Below are 21,234 nucleotides of genomic sequence, written 5' to 3' on the forward strand. Positions count from 1 at the left end.
TTCCAATCAGAATTTAAACCCACGATGCAGCGCAACAATTCCACCGGTGAGGTTGAAATAGTTAACGCTGTCAAAACCGGCATCGCTCATCATCCCTTTCAGCGTTTCCTGATCGGGGTGCATACGGATGGATTCCGCCAGATAGCGGTAACTTCCGGCATCGCTTGCCACAGCTTCGCCAATCCTCGGCAGGATATGAAATGAATAGGCATCATAAATGGTGCTCAGTTGTTTAATCACCGGTTTGGAAAATTCCAACACCAGCAACCGACCACCGGGCTTCAGAACGCGGTACATGGAGCGCAGCGCTTTGTTTTTGTCCGTCACGTTGCGCAGACCAAAGGAAATAGTAATGCAGTCGAAGAAGTCATCAGGGAACGGCAGCGCTTCTGCATTAGCCTGCACGTAGTTGATGTTGTCGATAATGCCTTTGTTGCGCAGTTTCTCGCGGCCTACCTTCAACATGGAGGCATTGATGTCCGCCAGAATGACTTCACCACCTTCACCGACCATACGGGAGAACTTGGCGGTTAGATCCCCTGTTCCTCCGGCAAGATCCAGAACACGCTGGTTACGCCTTACACCACTGCATTCGATAGTGAAACGCTTCCAGACACGGTGGATACCAAAAGACATCAGGTCATTCATCAGGTCATACTTTGCTGCTACAGAATGAAAAACCTCAGCCACCATGACTTCTTTTTCATCCTTGGCGACAGTCCGGAAACCAAAGTCGGCCGTATTCTCCTGCTCACTTGCCATCTTATCCGCCTACTATTTCAGTCAAATTTCGGGTCTACCCATTAATGGTCAGAGTGTACCAGACCCGGATAAAAACCCCACTGCACTAATTTCGCATAGCATGAGAGCCAACCCCGCGAAATTCATACCTATTTATGCTTTCATACTTCAAGCTGCCTGTGCGCTGACTGCCCTTCTTCACCTTCCGTTTTTACGGTCGGCGAGGCAGTATCGGGAGCGACAGAACCCGGTAATTCATCGCGTTCAGCGTGCTCATGGGCCGTTGCTTTTTCCGCCAATGACGGGCTGATCGTGCGTTTAATTTCTACACCCAGAACGCGGAATCCCTCAGCTTGGCCAATAAGGTTACCACGCCCAGACGAAAGTTTATTCATCGCCTGACGATAAGTGCCCTGCGCTTTATCCAGACTCTGACCCAGCGATTCCATATCATCCACAAACAACCGCAGCTTATCGTACAGCCGTGAGGCTTTTTCGGCGATCTGCTGTGCATTGCGGCTCTGTTGTTCATAACGCCATAAGTTGTTGATAGTACGCAATGCCACCAGCAACGTGGTCGGGCTGACCAGCATAATATTGTTCTTTAGCGCCTCGTTGATCAACTCGGGCTGGCGATCGATAGCGACCAGAAAAGCGGGTTCGACGGGAATAAACATCAGCACGTAGTCTAGCGAACGCAGTCCCGGAAGCTGCTGGTAATCTTTGCTGCTCAACTGCCGAATATGACTGCGAACCGAGAGTAAATGTTCGTTCAGCGCCGCACTACGTTCTACGTCATCGTCACTATTGAAGTAGCGCTCGTAAGCCACCAGCGACATCTTCGCATCGATCACGACATCTTTGCCCTGCGGTAAACGCACGATGACATCGGGTTGCAGGCGGCTATTTGTCCCCGTTTGCACGCTGACCTGTGTTTGATATTCATAGCCTTCACGCAGACCGGAGGCTTCCAGCACGCGGCTTAACACGACTTCGCCCCAGTTGCCCTGCGTTTTATTGTCGCCTTTCAACGCTTTCGTCAGGTTGATGGCCTCGTGTGCCATCTGCGCGTTCAGCTGTTGTAGATTGCGGATCTCATGCGCCAACGTGTGACGCTCGCGCGCTTCCGCACCAAAGCTGTCCTGCACCTGACGGCGAAACCCATCAAGTTGCTCACGCAGCGGCGTCAACAGCGTATCCAGACTCTGCTTATTCTGCTCATCCACCTTGCGGCCACTGTGTTCAAAAATGCGGTTCGCTAGATTCTCAAACTGCGTCGTCAACCGCTGTTCGCTGCTTGCCAAAAGCCGTTGCTTCTCTTCCGCCGCCATCCGGGTTTCTTCCAGCCGAATGGTGACTTCACGCAGCTCGGCTTCCTGCGCGCTATTTATCTCACGCAACGCTCGCAGTTCCTGATTTAACTGCACGCACTCAGTGCGGAGTTCACCAAGCTGTTGCAGCTTTTCATGGCTGGCGGAGAGTTGAGCGTGAACCGTGCGCAGTTCCAGCTCGTTTTGCCGCAGTCGTTGTTCGTCCTGCTGCTTTGCCTGCTGCTGTTCACTGAGTGACTGTTGAGTCTGCTGCAATGTCTGCGCCAGCAACCGCTGTTCGGTATCATGCTGCGACAGCTTCTGCTGCTGAATCAGACTGGCAATTAACCACCCAATCAGCAAACCCACCGCACCACCGCCTAGACCATAAAATATGCTGATATCCACTTTGCCTCCGCAGGCCTTTCACGCTGTCGGTCAAGGTAAAATGATACTGTATGGATGTCCAGAAACAATTCTGGTGGAGAATAGACTGAGTAGAAAAATGCGAGCCGCATTCCATATGAATATGGACATACGATAATGTGTAGAAGAATCAGAGCGGTAACAAAGAAATCCCCCAACGCGAAGCACCAACGTTGAGGGAATTTAAGGTATAGCTTAGACCTATTCTAGTAGGCGTTATTGGTGCAGCCAGTTTGGACTCGGACAGCGCGGAGAAACCGGAGCGTACACGTAGTACGTGAGGATTTCGAGCACTGCCCAGGTTCAAAATGGCAAACAAAATAGCCTAATGGATAGGTTCTTAGCCTAGACGCTGCTTCGCATCGCTAATGGCTTTGGCAACCTGCTGTGGTGATACGCCACCTTGTGCCGCACGCTTATCCAGGCAGGATTGCAACGCCAGAATCGGGTACACGTCATCGCCAATCACGGCGCTGAATTTTTGCAGATCGGCCAGCGGCAGTGCTTCCAACGCTTTGCCCTGACGAATAGCTTCAACTACCGCTTCACCCACGATGTGGTGCGCTTCGCGGAACGGAACGCCTTTCGCGACCAGATAGTCAGCCAGCTCTGTAGAGTTGGCGTAGCCTTGCTCAGCGGCTTCTTTGCAGCGCGGACGTTTAACCTGAATGCCTTCCAGCACCAGACCTGCCATCATTAGGCAATCGTGCCAGGTATCCAGCGCGTCAAACAGCCCTTCCTTGTCTTCCTGCATGTCTTTGTTATACGCCAGCGGCAAGCCTTTGAGCGTCATCATCATGCCAGTCAATGCACCCTGTACGCGACCGCATTTACCACGAATCAGCTCCAGCGCATCTGGGTTCTTCTTCTGTGGCATCAGGGAGGAACCGGATGTCACACGGTCAGACAGCTCGACGAACGCCGCTTCACCGCTGTTGAAGAAGATCAGATCTTCGGCAAAACGCGACAGATGGATCATGCCGATCGACGCATCGGACAGCAGTTCCAGCACATGATCGCGATCGGAAACCGTGTCCAGACTGTTGCGCGTGGCGGAGGCAAAGCCCAGCCAGCCCGCCAACTGCTCACGGTCAATCGGATAAGCCGTTCCGGCCAGCGCGCCACAGCCCAGCGGGCTGACATCCAGACGCTTCAGCGTATCTTCCAGACGGCTTTCATCACGTACCAGCATTTCATGATAAGCCAGACACCAATGTGCAAACGTCACCGGCTGCGCACGCTGTAAGTGGGTGTAACCCGGCATCACCGCATCCTGATTCGCTTCCGCCGTCGTGACCAGCGCCTGACGCAGCTGGCGTACTGACAGCAGCAGCTCGGCAATCTGCGCCTTGCACCACAGTTTCAAATCGGTCGCGACCTGATCGTTACGGCTGCGACCGGTATGTAATTTCTTACCTAAATCACCGACTTTCTCAATCAGGCGCAGCTCAACCCAGCTGTGAATGTCTTCTGCATCGCTTTGCAGGATCATCTCAGGATCGGCTTGCACCTCAACCAGTAGCGCATTCAACGCCTGCTCCAGTTGTTGCTGTTCCTGCTCGCTGAGCACATTGACCGTCACTAGCGCTTTCGACCAGCCAATCGAACCAACGATGTCCTGTTCCGCCAGACGGTAATCAAACCGCAGTGAGTCATTAAATTGTTTAAAACGCTGATCTGCTGCCTGACTAAACCGACCGCCCCACAAAGCCATAACCCTTACTCCTAAAAATATCATTCATGTTGGTATCGCATCATGCCATACCCAGAAACGACTTACGCCAGAATACGCGTGCCAATCGCCACACCGTTAAACAGTGCAGGCAATTGCTCGGCATGACGCCAGCTGGCGATATCAACCGGACGCCCCAGCGCACGAGCGGCATCCAGCGCGGCATTGACCTTAACAATCATGCCGTCGGTGATAATGCCCTGAGCAATCAGTTGCTCGGCTTTCTCCGCCGTCATTTCGGCAATGCGCTGACCTTTACCGTCCAAAATGCCGCTCACATCAGACAGCAGAATTAAATCCGCGCCCAGCGTTTGCGCCAGCGCCGTCGCCGCCTGATCGGCGTTGACGTTCATCAGGTCGCCCTGCGCCGTAATACCGATGGAGCTGACGACAGGCAGATAGCCCGCAGACAACAGCGTGTTCAGCAAAGCAGGCGATCCGGCTTCCGCTTTACCCACAAAGCCCAGAGATTCATCTAACTGTGTTACCGTCGTACTGCCGCCGTCGCCCAGGCACAAGCCCACTGCGTTGATATCGTGCTTCTTCGCCCATGACAGCAGCGTCTTGTTGGCTGAACCCGCCAGCGCACCGGTAATGATGTCGATCTGATCGGCAGGCGTGACGCGCAGGCCGTTTTTCTTCACGACAGGCAGCGACAGTTTTTTCATCAGCTCATCCACCAGACAGCCACCGCCGTGCACAATCACCAGCGGACGCTGATGTTCCTGACGGTAAGCCACCAGCGCGGTGAACAGACGCTCCAGCGCTTCTTCACTATCCAGTAAAACGCCACCTAACTTGATAATTAACGGATTCATTATGCTTCGTGCCTCGAAATGTCGGGACCAGTAGTCATTAAATTAACGATTGGGTTTCAGGGAAACCAAAACGAATGTTCATGCATTGCACAGCCTGCGCCGCCGCACCTTTCAGCAGGTTATCTTCGGTTGCCACCACGATGAGGTGCTCACCGTCAACGGCGAAACCGATATCACAGAACGGCAGGCCAACAACGGATTTCAGCGCCGGGACACCCTTATCATACAGGCGAACCAATGGCTTATCGTGATAAGCGTTGTGATAGGCTTCGGCAACATCCTGCTGGGTTACGCCGGGTTGTAGGCGGCAGGTGATGGTTTCCAGAATGCCACGGGCAAAGTTGCCCAAATGCGGCGTGAAAATCACTGGCGTACCAAGGTGTGTTGAAATTTCAGGCTCATGGCGGTGGTTGAAAATGCCGTACGGTTGCAAGCTGACTTCACAGAAGCTACTGGTCAGTGACGCTTTACGCCCCGCTCCGCTCACGCCGCTCACGGCATTAATCACTGGCCACTGGGCTGGGTTCAACAGTTGCGCATCCAGCAGCGGTTTCAGCGCCAACTGTGCTGCCGTTGGATAACAACCTGGCACGGCAATCAACTGTGCCTGTTTTACGCTTTCAGCGCGCCATTCGGCCAGCCCGTAAACCGCTTTTTCCAGCCAGTCAGTGTGCTGATGTTCGAAGCCATAATAGCGGCGATAAAATTCAGCATCCTGTACGCGGAACGCGCCGGACAAATCAAAAACAGTGCAGCCTGCCGCCAGAAAAATCGGGGCCAGATCGTGGCTGACTTTGTGGTCGGTCGCCAGAAAAACAACATCCACGCCTTTCGCCGCATCTTCAGCATCAGTCAGCGGTTTTACCGGTACATCGATGATGCCTTTGAGCTGCGGATGTAAATCAGAAATCAATTTTCCTGCATCGACACTTTGCGCAGAAACCATCAAAGCGGTTATGTTCATCTGTGGGTGACGGTTCAGGTAGAGCGCAAGCTCAGCGCCGGTATAACCACTTGCACCAACAATCAGCGTATTCAGCATGGGATCCGTATACCTTCTTATCTATCTATGGAACAGGTAACAGGGTTCACCAGCGTCGATACGCTGTTCACCCGCGAAACTCAGTGAAAGTGACGAATCGTCATCGCCGTACCTTTGGGTTTCCTTTCGCCGAGCAATATTGTATTTTTATTCAAAATAAATGCATGAATATTGATACTATCCTAACCAGAGGCTGTCAACAGTGAAGATGAATTTACCCCCTTTTATTGAGCTATATCGGGCATTGATCGCCACACCGTCCATCAGTGCTACCGACAGCGCGCTCGATCAAAGTAATCATACCTTAATCAACCTGCTGGCAGGCTGGTTCGGTGATATCGGCTTCCATGTTGAAGTTCAACCGGTCCCCGGCACCCTTAATAAATTTAATATGCTGGCGCGGATTGGTGAAGGAAAAGGTGGCTTATTGTTGGCAGGGCACACCGATACCGTTCCGTTCGACGACGGTCGGTGGACGCGCGATCCCTTCACGCTGACGGAACACGACAACAAGCTGTACGGTTTGGGCACCGCAGATATGAAAGGGTTCTTTGCCTTTATTCTGGATGCCTTGCGCGATATCGATCCGACTAAACTCACGAAACCACTCTATGTGCTGGCGACGGCGGATGAAGAAACGACGATGGCTGGCGCCAAGTATTTCTCCGAATCCACGCAGATTCGCCCGGACTGCGCCATCATCGGCGAACCCACTTCGCTGCAACCGGTGCGCGCCCACAAAGGGCATATGTCCAATGCGATTCGTATTCAGGGGCAGTCCGGCCATTCCAGCGATCCTTCGCGCGGCGTGAACGCGATTGAACTGATGCACGAAGCGATTTCGCACCTGTTGGTGCTGCGCAATACCTTACAAGAACGCTATCACAACCCGATTTTCCATATTCCCTACCCGACGATGAACCTCGGCCACATTCACGGCGGCGATGCAGCCAACCGTATCTGCGGCTGCTGTGAACTGCATATGGATATCCGTCCGCTGCCAGGCATTACGCTTAACGATCTCGACGGACTGCTGTCAGAAGCGCTTGAGCCCGTCAGCCAACGCTGGCCGGGTCGGTTGACCATCAGCGAACTGCATCCGCCGATTCCTGGCTATGAGTGTCCGCCCGATCACCGTCTGATATCAGTCGTGGAGAATCTGCTGGGGACGAAAACGGAAATTGTGAACTACTGCACCGAAGCGCCGTTTATTCAGACGCTGTGCCCAACGCTAGTCTTGGGGCCAGGATCGATTGAACAGGCGCATCAGCCGGATGAATATATTGATACCGCGTTTATCAAACCGACGCGGGAACTAATTTCGCAGGTTATTCATCACTTCTGTCACCACTGATCCGATGAAAGCGGCCTTGTCAGCGACGCTGGCAAGGCCATTTCGAGACAGCTCATGAAAAAGAAAGATTTCATCGCGCAGGATTTACTGAGCAAAATCTATCAGCACACCGATCCGCTACCAGAAAAGCTTCCGCCGGAACGCCAGTTGGCGGAGGAATACGGCGTGTCGCGCTTCACTATTCGTCAGGCGCTGGAAAAGCTCGCCAGTATCGGTGCAATCCATATGGTGCAAGGATCGGGTAATTTCATTAATCAGGGCGTACGCAGTAACCCGCTGGTTTATAACTCGATTACCGAAAAGAAATTTACTCAGATTTCATCCCGCCTGCTTAGCCTACATAAACGCCTGCCGAACCGAGAGGAGCAGCAGGTATTTGCTATCAGCGACAATGCGTTCATCTGGGAATTCAGCCGCTTACGTTATGTCGATAACCGCAAGGTGCAGATCGAAATATCGAAAATGCCTGCCGCAGATTTCCCGGATATGAGCCAGAAGATTATTGAAGGCTCGATTCAGCAGTATGTGCTCAGCAAGGGCTATGCGATTTCACACTACCTGACACATTATCAGGCAGTTAACGTCACTAAAGCACAGGCTGAGCTGTTGGGCTGCAAGAAAGGCACGGCGGCGATGCATATTCTTAATCGCGGAATTTTACAGGGCGGGCGCGTGTACGAATCGAGCGATATCATCGATATAGACTACACCTGCACCTACGTCATCCCCTTAAACCTCGATAACCTGGCCTTCCGCCAGTCGCCGTAACGCTTAAATTTTTTCCTGAGCCAGGATTTGTCCACCTTGTTCACCGGAACCTGGACCAATAGAGACCTTAAAGTCAGCATAATCTTCCGCCTCAGGCCGATGTTCAATCACGACGATTGCACCAAATAGCGACGATTTTTGGTAGATAAAGCTCAAGACTTTCGACGCCATTTCAGGATCAAGGCCAGCAGCGGGCTCGTCAATAAAGAGTAACTTATTACTTTTTCTTTTTTTCGATAATATCTCACACAACTTTATTCTGCGCATCTCTCCTCCGGAGAGTGATTGCGTTTTTCTATTTAGTTTTAAATGAGATAATCCTAATGTGTCGATCGTAAAAAGCATTTGATCAATTTTAGGGTCGTTAAAAAAATTAAGGAGATCCTTCAGCTCGGCATTATAAATATCGATGATACTCATACCATTAACAACCGTATTTACCTCATCCGAGTGCGAGTCAAAAAGCATTCCATTACATTCATGACAGGTAATATAAATATCTTTTTCAAATCCTCTTTCATATTTTATAACACCTTTACCTTCGCAGACCTTACACCCACCTCCATTTCCTTTTTTATCTATGCTGGGGAGAAAAAAAACATCATCCAGCCCTGTTTTTTGAGAAAAATGGCTAGCAATGGATTTATTTAACTCAGTTATAGATGCCACTGAAGAACGGCCAGTATACGAGGGTAATTTCTGGCTAATGTAAGTTGATTCAGTAACCTCACAAATGGCTTTTGCCAAAGACGATTTTCCTGAACCCGATACACCAGAAAAAATCGTAACACCTTCTTTCGGAAAGCTTACATTTTGATTAATAACATTATTTTTATTAAGTTCTTTAAAATGATGAAAATCAGAAACTTCATTCCTGCCATTCAAATTTCTTAATGGTTGAATAGCTTCATATTCACATATTTCTCCCCCCGCAGAACCCGCGAACTTACCAATGTGAATATTTTTATCTGAATGGTCAATAAAATATTGGCTGTGTTCTACTAATACTACGGTATTCCTCTCTGATATTTTTCGTATTTTTGATAAAATATAGGGGTAATCGACAGGATTAACTTGAGACGATATTTCATCAATAACAATAAGCATACCCGTTGTATTTGATGTAAGTAACCGACTAAACATGAGCTTTTGCAATTCACCACCAGAAAGGCTAGGAATTGATCGTGATAAATTCAAATACCCTAATCCGATATTGTTAATTGAGGATAAGACTCTCAACAATGTTGACTCACTAGACTCATTTTCAAGTACAGTACATAATGCTGATATCGGTAATAATAAAAACTCTTCAAAACTCAATCCAATAACATCTAATCGTGCTAACGTTGGGTTTATCCGACTACCTTTACAGGAAGGACATGTAGTTTCCTTTCCATATTGAGAGGTTGATTGGTTTCGCCCTATGTTATTGTTAGCATATAACATAACGCCTTTATAAAAAGCTCTTCTCTGTTTTATTTTCCCTTTATATTTACATCTGAATGTTATTTTTTCGTCACTTTCTCCATATAGAACAATACGTTTTTCTTCTTGAGAAAGTGATGAAAAATCACTCGCTATGTTAATGTTATTTTTCTGACAATAGGATAAAAAAAGTTGATTGTAATAATCAGACAACTCTCCACTTCGCCAACATAAAAAAGGCTTCTCATCTAATCTACAATGTTCATTTATTAATTCATCCTCATCAACTTGAACGACATCACCACGCCCAAGACAATGTGGACACGCATTTTCATACTTATTCAATTTTAACTGATGATAATCAGGTATTGATGAATTACTCTTAACTTTTAACGATGACAATGCTTGTGGAATATTTAAATATGAATATATTGTTGAACGAGGATTATTATTCGTATTTCGCTGCGGCAACGCAACCGCAGGCTTTAACCCGTCATAGTGAGTGATCTTATAATCACCCTCATTTAAATAACCATTCTCTATGGCATCAAACTCATCTTTGCATAATTGATAAATGGATGAGAATGCTAAAGAACTTTTCCCCGCGCCTGAACGACCATAAATAACCGTTATTTTATTTATTGGTATCTTAACACTTATATTTTTCAGGTTGTGTGTTTCTATACCTTCAAAAATCATTTCGCTCATTTTTTATCTCCACACCATTCACACAGTGGATCACGGGGAACATCCTTGACATTAAAAGATAGCGTCCGTAGGTTAAACTCAACTCTTTTGCTTGCTTGCTGCAAATATTCTTTCTTTCCACTGAGTAATTTTATTGCATCCAGACTCGCAAGGCTTGCTGCCATGCCAGATAATGGAGAATACGATCCCAGCTTACGCTTTGTTCGATGTAATTTCTTAACATTAGCGAGATCTTTGCTGTTTATTTGATTTAAATAACGGTTAAAGCAGTTAAAGCATGACGTCTCATAGGGGATAATCGTCTGGCCAATCAGCGTTTGATGCAAGTTATATCCACCGCCGACAATATGCGGTATACGATGAAGCATGCAATAAGATGAAATTATTTTGCTAGTATAATCAACATTAGGTTCATCGGCACAATTTATAATTAAATCAATATCCAATGGCAATTCATTTCTTTGAAAGAAGCCATCATCAATCGTATCAGAAATCGTTTCAACGTTAATATTCGATGAAATATTTTTTAAACTTTCACATAACGCTTCACTTTTTTTTATTCCAATATCATTCTCAAAAAAATATTGACGATGTAAATTACTAAGATCAACACTGTCATGATCAACAAAAAACAGTGTTCCTACGTCACAATGCGCGAGATAGGTTGCCACATTGCTCCCGACGGCGCCAACACCAACAATCACAACCTTTGAGGATTTAATTCGATTAATACAGGAAAGCACTTCACTGGTTGTATGACAGTAATCTTCAAATGTATTAATCAGTCTATATTTATTATCCGTAATCTCATCAGGATATGGACAGTCCTGACGAATCAGGACGTTATTTACATTTAAAAAATTTGCAATATTATCGAGCTGTTCAACATTCAAACCAGGAAATTTTTCTACTATTGATTTTAATGACGTTTTTCCATCAAACATTTGTAACAGAAGAATTAATTTTGGGAATTTAATTTTTATCTTTACACTTTCTCTGACATTAGATTTAAAAAATTCTACCATGTCGTCTTGAACAACAATGCCAACACTTTGACGCAATCTAAAATTATCCATTACAGATTTTGCATCCATTTTGCTTTACCAATTCGAATTGAGTCATCAGACCGCTGTTTGGAAGATACTCATGGCGATGATTATTGTAAGAAAATGCGGAGTCATCTAAAAGAAAGTGTAACAACTGCATACAACATAGATTAGCGGAAAAACCACTCATCATTGCCAGCCCCCCTGGACCACCAGGAATATAGCGATTACTCTGCACTGGCGTTAAAGAGGTCGAAGTCTGACTCTCGACCATACTGTAAACTGGCTTCCACTCTTTTAATGCCTTTGAAAAGGTGTGCTGAGCACAATCAATACAGGGCGTTCTCGGTGGAAAAATTAACTCCCCCGAGCTCATCAAATGGGCATCGAATCCACCAGCAACATAAAATGGTATATTCTTTGATTGGACATATCGTCCCAATTTCAATGAAGTATGGCCTATATAAGGTTCATCACATGTGTTAATAACTAAGTCAGCATCATCAGGAATTAAGGTTGATAAATCACTATTGGGTACAAGTTTATCAAAATTTGTATGAGTTTTAATATTTTTATTAATCTTGGTTAAGAACTCAGAAAGCGCCTCTACCTTAGGCTTTCCAATGTAATCAGCACTATAATAACAATGTCTTACTGCATTCGAGGCGGACATGGATTTATAATCTATCAAAGTGACATTATTAATACCCGCACGAACAAGAATTTCAATAATTTTAGCGCCTACGGCACCGCAGCCAAATAAAACAATTTTTTTATTTTCTAAGATAGCTTGTGTTTCTTTTCCTGAACGATCCAGAACAAAATCATCCCAAAATGTAATTTGCCTGGAGAAGCGTAAATTATCATTCTCTTTATCCTCCACATCGAAAATTAGGTGCTGATTTAGAAGAAACTCCATCAGTTTAGATATCTCATCCAGTCGAAAACTTCCCATGAAATGAATAATATCATCAATACTTTTCTCACCATCCAAGTTAGCAATAAAACTCGCAACATTCTTATTCGTTTTTATTTCTATTCTGTCACGTGTAGTCATAATATGGAACGTTAATAGAACCGTACTTTCCTGCTCATCCTCTGATATAAAAATATCAACGGTCTCTTTTATCTTATATTTTTTTCTGTTCATCCCTTATTCCTAATAAAATCGCCCATTAAGGGCGATTCCAAACTAAAGATTAATACTGAAGCACACCAGCATTCACCTCAAGGTACTTTTCCCACGCATCAAGACCGGAATTTTGGTCATCATTGCCTGCGCGAGTGCAAACTCGCGTGCAGCAATCGCTACGTTCGCCGGAACACCCACCGGTATACTGTGCAGTCGCATTGGTGTTGCTAACGACTTCAAATGACAAATCTAAACATTCCATAATAAAACCTTTATATTTAAATCAGTTACATGATTCAGGTCTATTCTTTAACGGAAGCGGACGTTCGATAAAAAGAAAAAACCTCAGCCCGAAGATGATGATAGAAGCATGAAGCCACGATCAACAAGATGCTAGCATATTGGCATCATTGATTAAATGCTCATATACACCACTCGATGATATTTAATTAAAACTATTATCAGGCTACTTATTTTATAGCTTATGATTTATATTCATAAAATGGCGGGCATGATTTTTTTGATCAGGACGCTTTCAATTCTAGTTCTGACTTTTTTATGCTACTTTCATTTATTCTCAGTGGATTAAATCCCCAACACTTTAGTTTATTATTTTAAAGCTAATTATTATAGATGAATTAATCATGGAAAAAATAAATTTCAACCTTGATTTAACGGAATATCAAAGTGACTTTGTTTCAGAAAATTCTATAGTTGAAAATAGTGGGTTATGGCAAAAGGCAGCCAGTGTGACATTAGCCGATAGGCTAAGAGCAATGGGACTGACAGCAAGGGTGTATAAGAAAAAAATAAAAGATAGCGAAGATCAAAAAGGAAAATTAAGCTGTTACCATCATGCTATTTTTATCAGTGGCACTCGGGGAGCAGGAAAAACAATTTTTTTACGTAATATTGAAACCATCTGGAACACACAAAAAAAACCGCCTTCAGACACGCCTAATTTATATTTCATCGACACTATAGATCCAACATTGCTGCATATTGAAGATAATTTCTCTGAGGTAATTATAGCGTCTATCTATGCCGCAGTAGAACAGAAACTTAAAAACATAGCTAACAAAGGGTGCAACCAAGATAAATTTCTAAAAGCATTAAAAAATCTATCAAATGCGCTAGGAAACAAATCTGATTTTGAAGATCTCAGAGGTATTGATCGCATCCAAAAATATCGTTCCGGCATCCACCTAGAACGGTATTTCCATGAATATTTAATCGCAAGCGTAGAGATTCTTGACTGCGATGCTCTGGTGCTCCCTATCGATGACCTTGATATGAAGATCGATAAGGCATTTAGCACATTAGATGATATTCGCTGCTTGCTTTCCTGCCCGCTAATATTGCCCATTGTGAGCGGTGATGACGATCTTTACCAACATACCACAACGATGGAATTTGAAGGGATTTTAGCAAAAGATGAAAAGTCCAGTAACTTTGAGGAGAGAAAGGTAGCAGCAAGAAATCTATCGCATGCCTATTTGACAAAAATTTTCCCGCTTCATAATCGACTACCACTTCAGCCTATTGCCCAACTATTACCCAACTTATCTATACAATATACTGGGAGCAAGGGTAATCAAGAGGAAGAGTATAAAACCTACCACGAAAAATTTATTTCATTATTTTATGCTTTTTGTCATGATGCCGAATATAGAGAAGACAAAGTGTCTAGCAAGACAGAGTGGTTGGAACCTGGAAATGCTCGTGAACTGGTGCAACGAGTCAGACTTTTTCATCCTATTGATTTAGAAAATCAGAATAACCCCAGAGAAGATTTATGGCAAAAATTTAAGGGGTTAGCGGAAATAAGGCGGAAAGGTCAAGAACTTACAGATGCAATATCTTATCTTGATATTATCGACAACAATAATAAAACGCCAGAAATGAATAAAAAAACACTTTTCCTATATCACCTAATATCTTTTAATCCCTTTATACAAAATACGATGTATGACTGGGGAAAGAGTGATTTTTATCATATTCAAAATCGGTGTCGTGCTAAAGTGAATGGTAGTGAAAACGCCATAGACTCTGCAATAAAAATAGCTAAAGAAAACATAAAATCTATCAATACTCTATGGGAGATGCCGCCGATAGAGTTTAAGAAATTTTACTTTGAAGCAGAGAGTGATAGTACCATTCCACAAGCCAGTCCTAATACAAAGAAATTAATATTAATATATAGTTACAGCGATGATAATAAGCGTCATAACGTTCTTTTTGGACGAGCATTTGAGATTCTATTTTGGTCTATACTAGCCGTAACAGGAAATCTTAACCCGAGTAATTACAAAGAACTATTCAATAGTATATTGAAACGCTTGCACTTCTATTCTTATATGGTTTTCGATGTAGACGGAATTGGAATGGAATTGGCATCTCATGAAAAAGGGGCCGGTGACGATGAAATAACAGAGGGAATCATTAAATGGATTAGGGATAATAAGAACAATCTCAGCTCATTTAATAACACCAATCTACTCCCTCTACTAAGTGAAGTATTTTACAATGTGTTTTCACAACTTCACAGAATGAAGGCTGATCGTAATTTTAATATCCTAAGAGAACGTTTCACTGACATCACAATTCGTTTCGAATATATATTCATGAACTCTCTTTTATGTTGTTTAAAAACAGAAAAGATCATGATGCCAGATGTTGCCACAATGGATCCATCCGAAAATATAAGACATAGGCATACTTTTTTATCAAAAAGCAAGAACCTAAAAAATAACATTGATGGTTTTTTGACGTTAGAAGAGAAAAAAAATTCTCCCAAAAAATCACAGAAAACGCCTGAAATAGAACACTTTAAAAATATAAAAGATATTGAAATCTCGAAAATTGGCCTTTTACTGGAAATCATATGGAAACATCCACTTTTTGATCTCCCTTACAAAGCACAGACAGAAACTCATTCATGCTATCGAATCAAACGCGATCGCATGTATGGAGGGTAACAATGTATACCCAAGATCCACGTTGGCTAGTACCTTGTGCTTATCTGGCATCGGACAGGCTATTTCATTTCCATTTGCAACAGCATATCCACCAAGTCATCAATCTGGATGTGACCTCTGAAGAAAAACGTCTGTTGACTCTGGCAGTAAAAGACTACCAATTTTCTTTTGGTAACCATCTACGTAAAGAGGATATTGCCAGTAATCTGCAACAGTGGCAATTACCCTCATATCAGCAGGATAGTTTCAGCCTATTGGCTCAGCTTGCTGATACCTTTCTCATTTGGCAGGGAGACTGTTTTGAAGTCCGTCAGGAACATCTGGATGCCTGGCTTAAACTCTGCTCGGTGATTGACCCCGCGTGGATCATTGCCCGTGCTTATGTGCAATTAGTGCAACAGCAGGTGTTGGATGAGTGGGAGCTGGTTACGCTATTGACCACACGTCAGTGCGCCTTTGCGTTTCCCGCAGACCAAAGCGACAGGCATTATGCCGATAACCATGTGCATTTTAACGGACATGGCTATACCTCATTATCCATGCTCAGTTTTATGATGGGGGATGTGCGTTTAAAACCGACGCTCATCTGGCCACAGCGTGAAGAGTATCGCCTGTTTGAAAGTGAACGCCTGAAGAAAAACCAGTTACCCGCGTGGATTTCAGGGTACAGCGCCTGTCTGCTGGAACAGATTTACTCCGGCACAACAGCAGAGATCGATTTCACCCCACTTGATCTGCCCGAACAGCAAAAGTGGCTGCTGCGTGAGTACGTTGAGTCTTATGGTGCCAATAATGCCCAACAACAGTTACTGCATCATGCCACATCGCCAACCGACTACCCCGGTCACAAACGATGGCTCTTGTTCTGCTGTGGCCTGATGTTACAAAGACGTACTGTCAGTTATCAAAGCGGCCTGGATAACCTGATTCGGGCTTGTATGATTCTGCGTAACTACATGGTAGTTTCTGCGGTTGGGTTAGGTCAGTTTGTTGAATTTTTCACTACAGACATTCGCCGCACCAATAAGTCCTATTCCAAAGAGCAGGTCGTGCGTTACGATCTATCCGCTACTGTATCGCGTGAATATCGCGTCTCACCGGACGAAGTGATAGGAGATATTGAACGGCGTCCCAATATTTATCACCATAAGCTGAGAGATTTTTTTGCACAACACCAGCGCTGGCATGTGCCTGAACAAGCACATTTAGTCGTTCATTTTACCCGCAGCATCCCTAAAAACTCATCTCCACACGATAAACGTTGGCAATATTTTCGCACCAAATTATTACAGCAAGTCCGCGCGTTCGAAAAGTTCTCGGCATCAGTGACGCTTCAGGAAGTTTCCTACCAGCCGGATATCAGCCAGCCAGCAAAAACCATTGATGTACGCCGCCTGGTGCGTGGCTATGATGTTGCAGGTAATGAAAATGAACTGCCCATCGAAGTGTTTGCTCCCGTTTTGCGCGTATTACGCGCCGCTAAACACCCCGCTGGCATGTTGCAATCCATTCGCTTGCCACGCCCTTTCATTACCGTACACGCCGGTGAGGATTACAGCCACCTGCTCAGTGGCCTTCGGGCGATAGACGAAGCGGTAGAGTTTTGTCAGTTACGTGAAGGGGATCGAATCGGACACGGGTTAGCGCTAGGGATAGACGTCACGCTTTGGGCACAACGCCAACGCCGTGCGTACCTTACGGCAGGGCAACATCTGGATAATTTAGTGTGGGCCTATCATCAGGCAGTACAGCTCTCTCAACACACTGCTGAACATATTCCGGTGATGCACCAGCTACGCGACAAAATTCATCACTGGTCACAGCAGATATTCAACGATATCTATACACCTAATCAGCTTTATCGTGCCTGGTTGTTAAGGCGCAACTGGATTGATTATCAGGATATGCAGGCTGATTTGGCTAATCGCACGGAGTGGGCCCCTGATATAGCGTTGTTACTGGAAGATAAGGGGGACGATAAAGATCGTAAAACAGCAAAAACGCTCTGGCAACGCTATCTGAATAGTGGGCTAGAAGAACATGAACAAGACTGGATCAACCGTATCATTTCCGTTAACTGCCAACCAGACAGCGGAGAGTGTTTTTCGCCCCAAATACAAGAAGATGAGGATCTACTTTCATCAGGAGAACTTCGGTTGTACGAAGCAATACAGGATTTTCTGATGGAAAAATACAGTCGACTCGGCTTGGTCATTGAAGCATGCCCAACCTCAAATATTTATATTGGCCGCCTTGAAAAATACCACGAGCATCCTCTATTTCGCTGGAACCCGCCGCAACCAGACTGGTTGGAGCCTGGCGGAAAATTTAATCGCTATGGCTTACGTTCAGGACCATTATCGATCTGTATTAATACTGATGACAGTGCCCTAATGCCAACCACCATAGCGAACGAGCACCGTATTATCAGAGAAACCGTCATACGGTGCTTTGACATTGGCAGTTGGATGGCTGACATATGGATTTCGGCGATACGGCAAAAAGGCGTTTCGCTTTTTAAAGCCAATCATCTTGAACAAACAGCGGATTAGCACCTATTCACAATAGGCAACTCAGCATAGCCTATGCCACATAGTGGCAAGGCTTAAACCTCGATAACCTGGCCTTCCGCCAGTCGCAGTAGGCGACTCAAGGCGTATGCATCGTGCCATCTGGCAGGCGACTCTGCGTCCACTCGTGCGGACGATACACCACGGGGAACTGCCGCGCCGCGTCCAGATCGATACCAACGCCAATACCGGGGCGCTCAATCGGGTACAGATAGCCATTCTCCGGTTCGACCGCCTGCGGGAAGACCTTGCGGGTATTGTCCGGGTAAGCAACAAATTCCTGAATCGCGGCGTTGTGCAGGTGGATATTGAGGTGGATGTTGACCGCCGCGCCTATGGGCGTCATATCCGGCGGACAGTGCCACGCTAACCGAACGCCAAAGTTCTGACAGAATGCACCCAGCTTCAGCGCTGGCGTAATTCCGCCAATTTGTGAGACATGGCAGCGCATGAAATCAACCTGACGGTTAATCACCAGATTTTGCCACTCGGCCGGGTTGTTAAACAACTCTCCCGTAGCCAGCGGCACCGCGCTCTGACTGCGGATCTGCGCCAGCCACTCGTTTTGTGCAGGCGGCAAAATATCTTCGATAAAATAGGGACGATAAACTTCTACTGCTTTGGCGAACTGCACTGCCTGATTCGGGAACAAGCGCTCATGAACATCATGTAGGATGTGAAAACGATCGCCATATTTCTCCCGTAGGGCACGGAACATGGCAAGCGTGTTAGCCATGTACTGATCCTGATCGTAATAGGCTCCCTCCGTTGGCTGCCGCGTGCTGTGCAGCGCATCGGGATTACCACCATAGAACCCTAACTGGCAGCGGATATGGCGATAGCCCTGCGCATAAAGCCGTTCGACTTCCTGATACAGTCCATCCAGCGTATCGCTGGCAGCATGGCTGTATGCGGCAATCGCATCGCGAGATTTCCCACCAAACAGGTGATAGAGCGGCATATCCGCCAGCTTACCCTTGATGTCCCACAGCGCCATGTCGACACCCGCGACCGCATTGTTGATAACCGGCCCGTTACGCCAATAGGCGTTGACCATCATCATGTGCCACAAATCTTCGATATGGTTAGCATCTCTTCCCAATAGCAGCGGTTTGAGATACTCGTCCACCATCGCCTTTACGGCTAGCGGGCGCTGCTGGAAGGTCGCACACCCATAACCTGTAACGTTTTTATTCGTATGCACCACCACCGTCACCAAATTATGGCGGTCAGGGCGGGTAACAAGACATTCAATGTCAGTAATGATTGTCGGCAACACAAAAATATCCTCCGATGTGTTTACCGGAATAGTCACGCCCGGTAAAAACACAGTCTAAAATCAGTTTCTTTTTTTGTTTTCTACTTATTTTTTCCTTTATTGTAAACCTCTTAGTTAAAAGAATTATTTTGGTTTGAAAAAACCAATGAATTAAACAAAAAACCAGACCAATTATTAATTATGGGTAACAAAAACCCCTTAAACACCGAATCATGTGATGAAGTTCATGTTTTATTGGTTTGTTTTTTTATTTTTAGTTTCTTATTATCAGCAGGAATGATTTGACCAAAAATAACATAGTGCTATGCAGGGGTTTATTCCATGGGAAAAAATGAGGTTATTCAGTCAATCATTAAACTGGTTGGCGGAAACGATAATATAAATAAAGCCTGGCACTGTATGACACGGCTTCGGTTTGATTTAATTGATGAAAGTAAAGTACAAACCGACGCAATCAAAAACCTGCCCGGGATATTAGGTGCACAACACCAAAGTGAACAATTTCAAATTATTATCGGGCCACAGGTCAATGAGTATTATGAACTGTTGAACGCGCAGCTTTCTCCTACCGCCACGGCACAGCCAGACGCGCCGAAGCAGAAAAAAGGGCTGATTTCGCTGTTCATGGATACGGTTTCTGGCGTATTTGGTCCCATCGTGCCTGCTATCGCGGGCGCGGGGATGATCAAAGGGCTGCTGGCAGGGCTGATCGCCTTGAAAGTAGTCTCTGCCAAAACCGATACCGTTATCGTTATCGATCTGATCGCCAGCGGCGTGTTCTATTTCCTACCCTTCTTCCTCGCCATCTCAGCGGCCAGGATATTTAAAACGAACGAATATCTGGCAGCGGCTGTCGCTGCTTGCCTGATGTACCCGTCGCTAATGGAAGCGGCGAAGGCACTAGCCAGCAATAGCCCTAATGCAGTCAGCGCCTTTTACTTCGTGGGAGTACTGCCCATTCCCGTGTTCAACTATGCTGCTAGCGTCATCCCAGTGATTTTCTCCGTGCTGGCGTTGAGCTATATCCATCGTTGGGTCGACCGCATCATGCCTTCGATCCTGAAAACCGTATTTACGCCAACGCTGACGCTGTTTATCGCCGCACTGGTGTCCCTCACGGTTATCGGGCCATTCGGGATCTATCTCGGCAAACTGCTGGCACTGTTTATTCAGAGCCTGTTCGATGTGTCGTCTATCTTTGCTGGTTTCGTGGTCGGTGCGATTCGACCTGTCGCTATCCTGACTGGCATGCACCACGCGATGACGCCGATTGCGCTGCAAAATTTCAGCAATCAAGGCTTCGATATGCTGATGCCAATGATGTGTATGGCTAATATGGCGATTGCTGGGGCAACATTTGCTATTTACTTCCATGCCAAAACCCGTCAGGACAAATCTGTCGTACTGTCTGCTGGGGTTTCCGCGCTGCTCGGTATTACCGAACCTGCACTCTTCGGCGTACTGACCAAGTATAAAAAAGCGTTTATCTCCGCCACCGTTGCCAGCTCCATCGCCTCAGCCTTTATCGCGTACTTCGGTGTCCGGCTATATGGCTACATTCTGTCGAGTATTTTCAGCCTGCCAGCCTATATCGGCCCGTACTTCAGCTATGCCATCTCCGGTATGGCGATCGCCATCGTACTTTCCTTTACTCTGACCTACATTCTGGTTGTCAGAGCCTCTAAGCAGTCATAATCGCCCTCGCGGGGCCGCTGCGCCCCGCGTTCTTTCTCTCCACGCTACTCTAAATAATTCGAGTTTCAGGAAGGCGGCAAGCGAAGGAATTCCGATGAGCTTACTCAGGTAAGTGATTCGGGTGACTGAACGTAGCCAACGCACATGCAACTTGAAGTATGACGAGTATATTAGTTAGCCTAATATCCGCGCCGCTGTAATTAAATTTCA

At 45.8% G+C, this 21,234-nt stretch carries 15 protein-coding genes; 5 read left to right on the forward strand and 10 right to left on the reverse strand.

Annotated elements, in window-relative coordinates:
* Positions 1-6: 6 nt before the first annotated feature.
* The 5 genes from ubiE to argC all read right to left on the reverse strand — a co-directional run bounded on the left by ubiE (position 7) and on the right by argC (position 6,069).
* Entirely contained in the window at positions 7-762 is a 756-nt protein-coding gene (gene ubiE / locus A0G03_RS12355; protein WP_048258273.1) for a bifunctional demethylmenaquinone methyltransferase/2-methoxy-6-polyprenyl-1,4-benzoquinol methylase UbiE, read from the reverse strand.
* Between the two features lie 140 nt (positions 763-902).
* Entirely contained in the window at positions 903-2,459 is a 1,557-nt protein-coding gene (gene rmuC / locus A0G03_RS12360; RefSeq protein WP_048258272.1) for a DNA recombination protein RmuC, read from the reverse strand.
* A gap of 358 nt (positions 2,460-2,817) precedes the next feature.
* Positions 2,818-4,191, reverse strand: coding sequence for an argininosuccinate lyase (gene argH / locus A0G03_RS12365; RefSeq protein ID WP_048258271.1), 1,374 nt, complete (start codon positions 4,189-4,191; stop codon positions 2,818-2,820).
* 62 nt (positions 4,192-4,253) lie between these two features.
* Complete coding sequence (gene argB, locus A0G03_RS12370) at positions 4,254-5,027, reverse strand: acetylglutamate kinase (protein WP_048258270.1); 774 nt, start codon at positions 5,025-5,027, stop codon at positions 4,254-4,256.
* A 37-nt stretch (positions 5,028-5,064) separates the two neighbouring features.
* The gene (gene argC / locus A0G03_RS12375; RefSeq protein ID WP_048258269.1) at positions 5,065-6,069 is read right to left on the reverse strand and encodes an N-acetyl-gamma-glutamyl-phosphate reductase; all 1,005 of its coding nucleotides are present in this window, start codon (positions 6,067-6,069) and stop codon (positions 5,065-5,067) included.
* A 202-nt stretch (positions 6,070-6,271) separates the two neighbouring features.
* Here argC and argE point away from each other — a divergent pair, with 202 nt between their 5' ends.
* The gene (argE, locus tag A0G03_RS12380; RefSeq protein WP_131701677.1) at positions 6,272-7,423 is read left to right on the forward strand and encodes an acetylornithine deacetylase; all 1,152 of its coding nucleotides are present in this window, start codon (positions 6,272-6,274) and stop codon (positions 7,421-7,423) included.
* 54 nt (positions 7,424-7,477) lie between these two features.
* On the forward strand, positions 7,478-8,191 hold the full coding sequence (locus A0G03_RS12385) for a GntR family transcriptional regulator (protein WP_048258267.1): 714 nt from the start codon (positions 7,478-7,480) through the stop codon (positions 8,189-8,191).
* A gap of 3 nt (positions 8,192-8,194) precedes the next feature.
* Here the strand turns inward: A0G03_RS12385 and A0G03_RS12390 are convergent, their stop codons facing one another.
* Genes A0G03_RS12390 through A0G03_RS12405 form a run of 4 tightly spaced genes read right to left on the reverse strand, consistent with a single transcriptional unit; the run spans position 8,195 to position 12,764 of the window.
* Positions 8,195-10,324, reverse strand: a complete 2,130-nt coding sequence (locus tag A0G03_RS12390) for an ATP-binding cassette domain-containing protein (protein WP_048258266.1) — start codon at positions 10,322-10,324, stop codon at positions 8,195-8,197.
* Entirely contained in the window at positions 10,321-11,418 is a 1,098-nt protein-coding gene (locus tag A0G03_RS12395) for a HesA/MoeB/ThiF family protein (RefSeq protein WP_223250528.1), read from the reverse strand. The genes A0G03_RS12390 and A0G03_RS12395 overlap by 4 nt, the downstream gene beginning before the upstream one ends.
* Positions 11,393-12,520 (reverse strand): ThiF family adenylyltransferase, encoded by a 1,128-nt coding sequence (locus tag A0G03_RS12400; protein WP_048258264.1) that lies wholly within the window; start codon positions 12,518-12,520, stop codon positions 11,393-11,395. The genes A0G03_RS12395 and A0G03_RS12400 overlap by 26 nt, the downstream gene beginning before the upstream one ends.
* Before the next feature lie 49 nt (positions 12,521-12,569).
* A complete protein-coding gene (locus A0G03_RS12405; RefSeq protein WP_072036076.1) occupies positions 12,570-12,764 on the reverse strand; it encodes a hypothetical protein in 195 nt (64 codons plus the stop codon).
* Positions 12,765-13,146: 382 nt separating this feature from the next.
* Between A0G03_RS12405 and rdrA the strand changes: the two genes are divergently transcribed.
* Entirely contained in the window at positions 13,147-15,480 is a 2,334-nt protein-coding gene (gene rdrA / locus A0G03_RS12410) for an antiviral RADAR system adenosine triphosphatase RdrA (RefSeq protein ID WP_053075278.1), read from the forward strand.
* Positions 15,481-15,482: 2 nt separating this feature from the next.
* The gene (rdrB, locus tag A0G03_RS12415; RefSeq protein WP_048258263.1) at positions 15,483-18,032 is read left to right on the forward strand and encodes an antiviral RADAR system adenosine deaminase RdrB; all 2,550 of its coding nucleotides are present in this window, start codon (positions 15,483-15,485) and stop codon (positions 18,030-18,032) included.
* A gap of 97 nt (positions 18,033-18,129) precedes the next feature.
* Here the strand turns inward: rdrB and A0G03_RS12420 are convergent, their stop codons facing one another.
* Positions 18,130-19,329: a starvation-sensing protein RspA gene (locus A0G03_RS12420; RefSeq protein ID WP_048258262.1), complete on the reverse strand. Its 1,200-nt coding sequence runs from the start codon at positions 19,327-19,329 to the stop codon at positions 18,130-18,132.
* A gap of 321 nt (positions 19,330-19,650) precedes the next feature.
* Between A0G03_RS12420 and A0G03_RS12425 the strand changes: the two genes are divergently transcribed.
* Complete coding sequence (locus A0G03_RS12425; protein WP_048258261.1) at positions 19,651-21,024, forward strand: PTS transporter subunit EIIC; 1,374 nt, start codon at positions 19,651-19,653, stop codon at positions 21,022-21,024.
* The last annotated feature ends 210 nt before the right edge of the window (positions 21,025-21,234 follow it).

The organism is Pectobacterium peruviense (assembly GCF_002847345.1).
GTDB lineage: Bacteria > Pseudomonadota > Gammaproteobacteria > Enterobacterales > Enterobacteriaceae > Pectobacterium > Pectobacterium peruviense.

Coding starts and splice junctions, on each gene's coding strand:
- A0G03_RS12400 (WP_048258264.1), bottom strand. CDS start 12,520: ATGAACAGAAAAAAATATAAGATAAAAGAGACCGTTGATATTTTTATA.
- A0G03_RS12395 (WP_223250528.1), bottom strand. CDS start 11,418: ATGGATGCAAAATCTGTAATGGATAATTTTAGATTGCGTCAAAGTGTT.
- argC (WP_048258269.1), bottom strand. CDS start 6,069: ATGCTGAATACGCTGATTGTTGGTGCAAGTGGTTATACCGGCGCTGAG.
- A0G03_RS12405 (WP_072036076.1), bottom strand. CDS start 12,764: ATGGAATGTTTAGATTTGTCATTTGAAGTCGTTAGCAACACCAATGCG.
- rdrB (WP_048258263.1), top strand. CDS start 15,483: ATGTATACCCAAGATCCACGTTGGCTAGTACCTTGTGCTTATCTGGCA.
- argH (WP_048258271.1), bottom strand. CDS start 4,191: ATGGCTTTGTGGGGCGGTCGGTTTAGTCAGGCAGCAGATCAGCGTTTT.
- A0G03_RS12390 (WP_048258266.1), bottom strand. CDS start 10,324: ATGAGCGAAATGATTTTTGAAGGTATAGAAACACACAACCTGAAAAAT.
- A0G03_RS12425 (WP_048258261.1), top strand. CDS start 19,651: ATGGGAAAAAATGAGGTTATTCAGTCAATCATTAAACTGGTTGGCGGA.
- A0G03_RS12385 (WP_048258267.1), top strand. CDS start 7,478: ATGAAAAAGAAAGATTTCATCGCGCAGGATTTACTGAGCAAAATCTAT.
- ubiE (WP_048258273.1), bottom strand. CDS start 762: ATGGCAAGTGAGCAGGAGAATACGGCCGACTTTGGTTTCCGGACTGTC.
- argB (WP_048258270.1), bottom strand. CDS start 5,027: ATGAATCCGTTAATTATCAAGTTAGGTGGCGTTTTACTGGATAGTGAA.
- rdrA (WP_053075278.1), top strand. CDS start 13,147: ATGGAAAAAATAAATTTCAACCTTGATTTAACGGAATATCAAAGTGAC.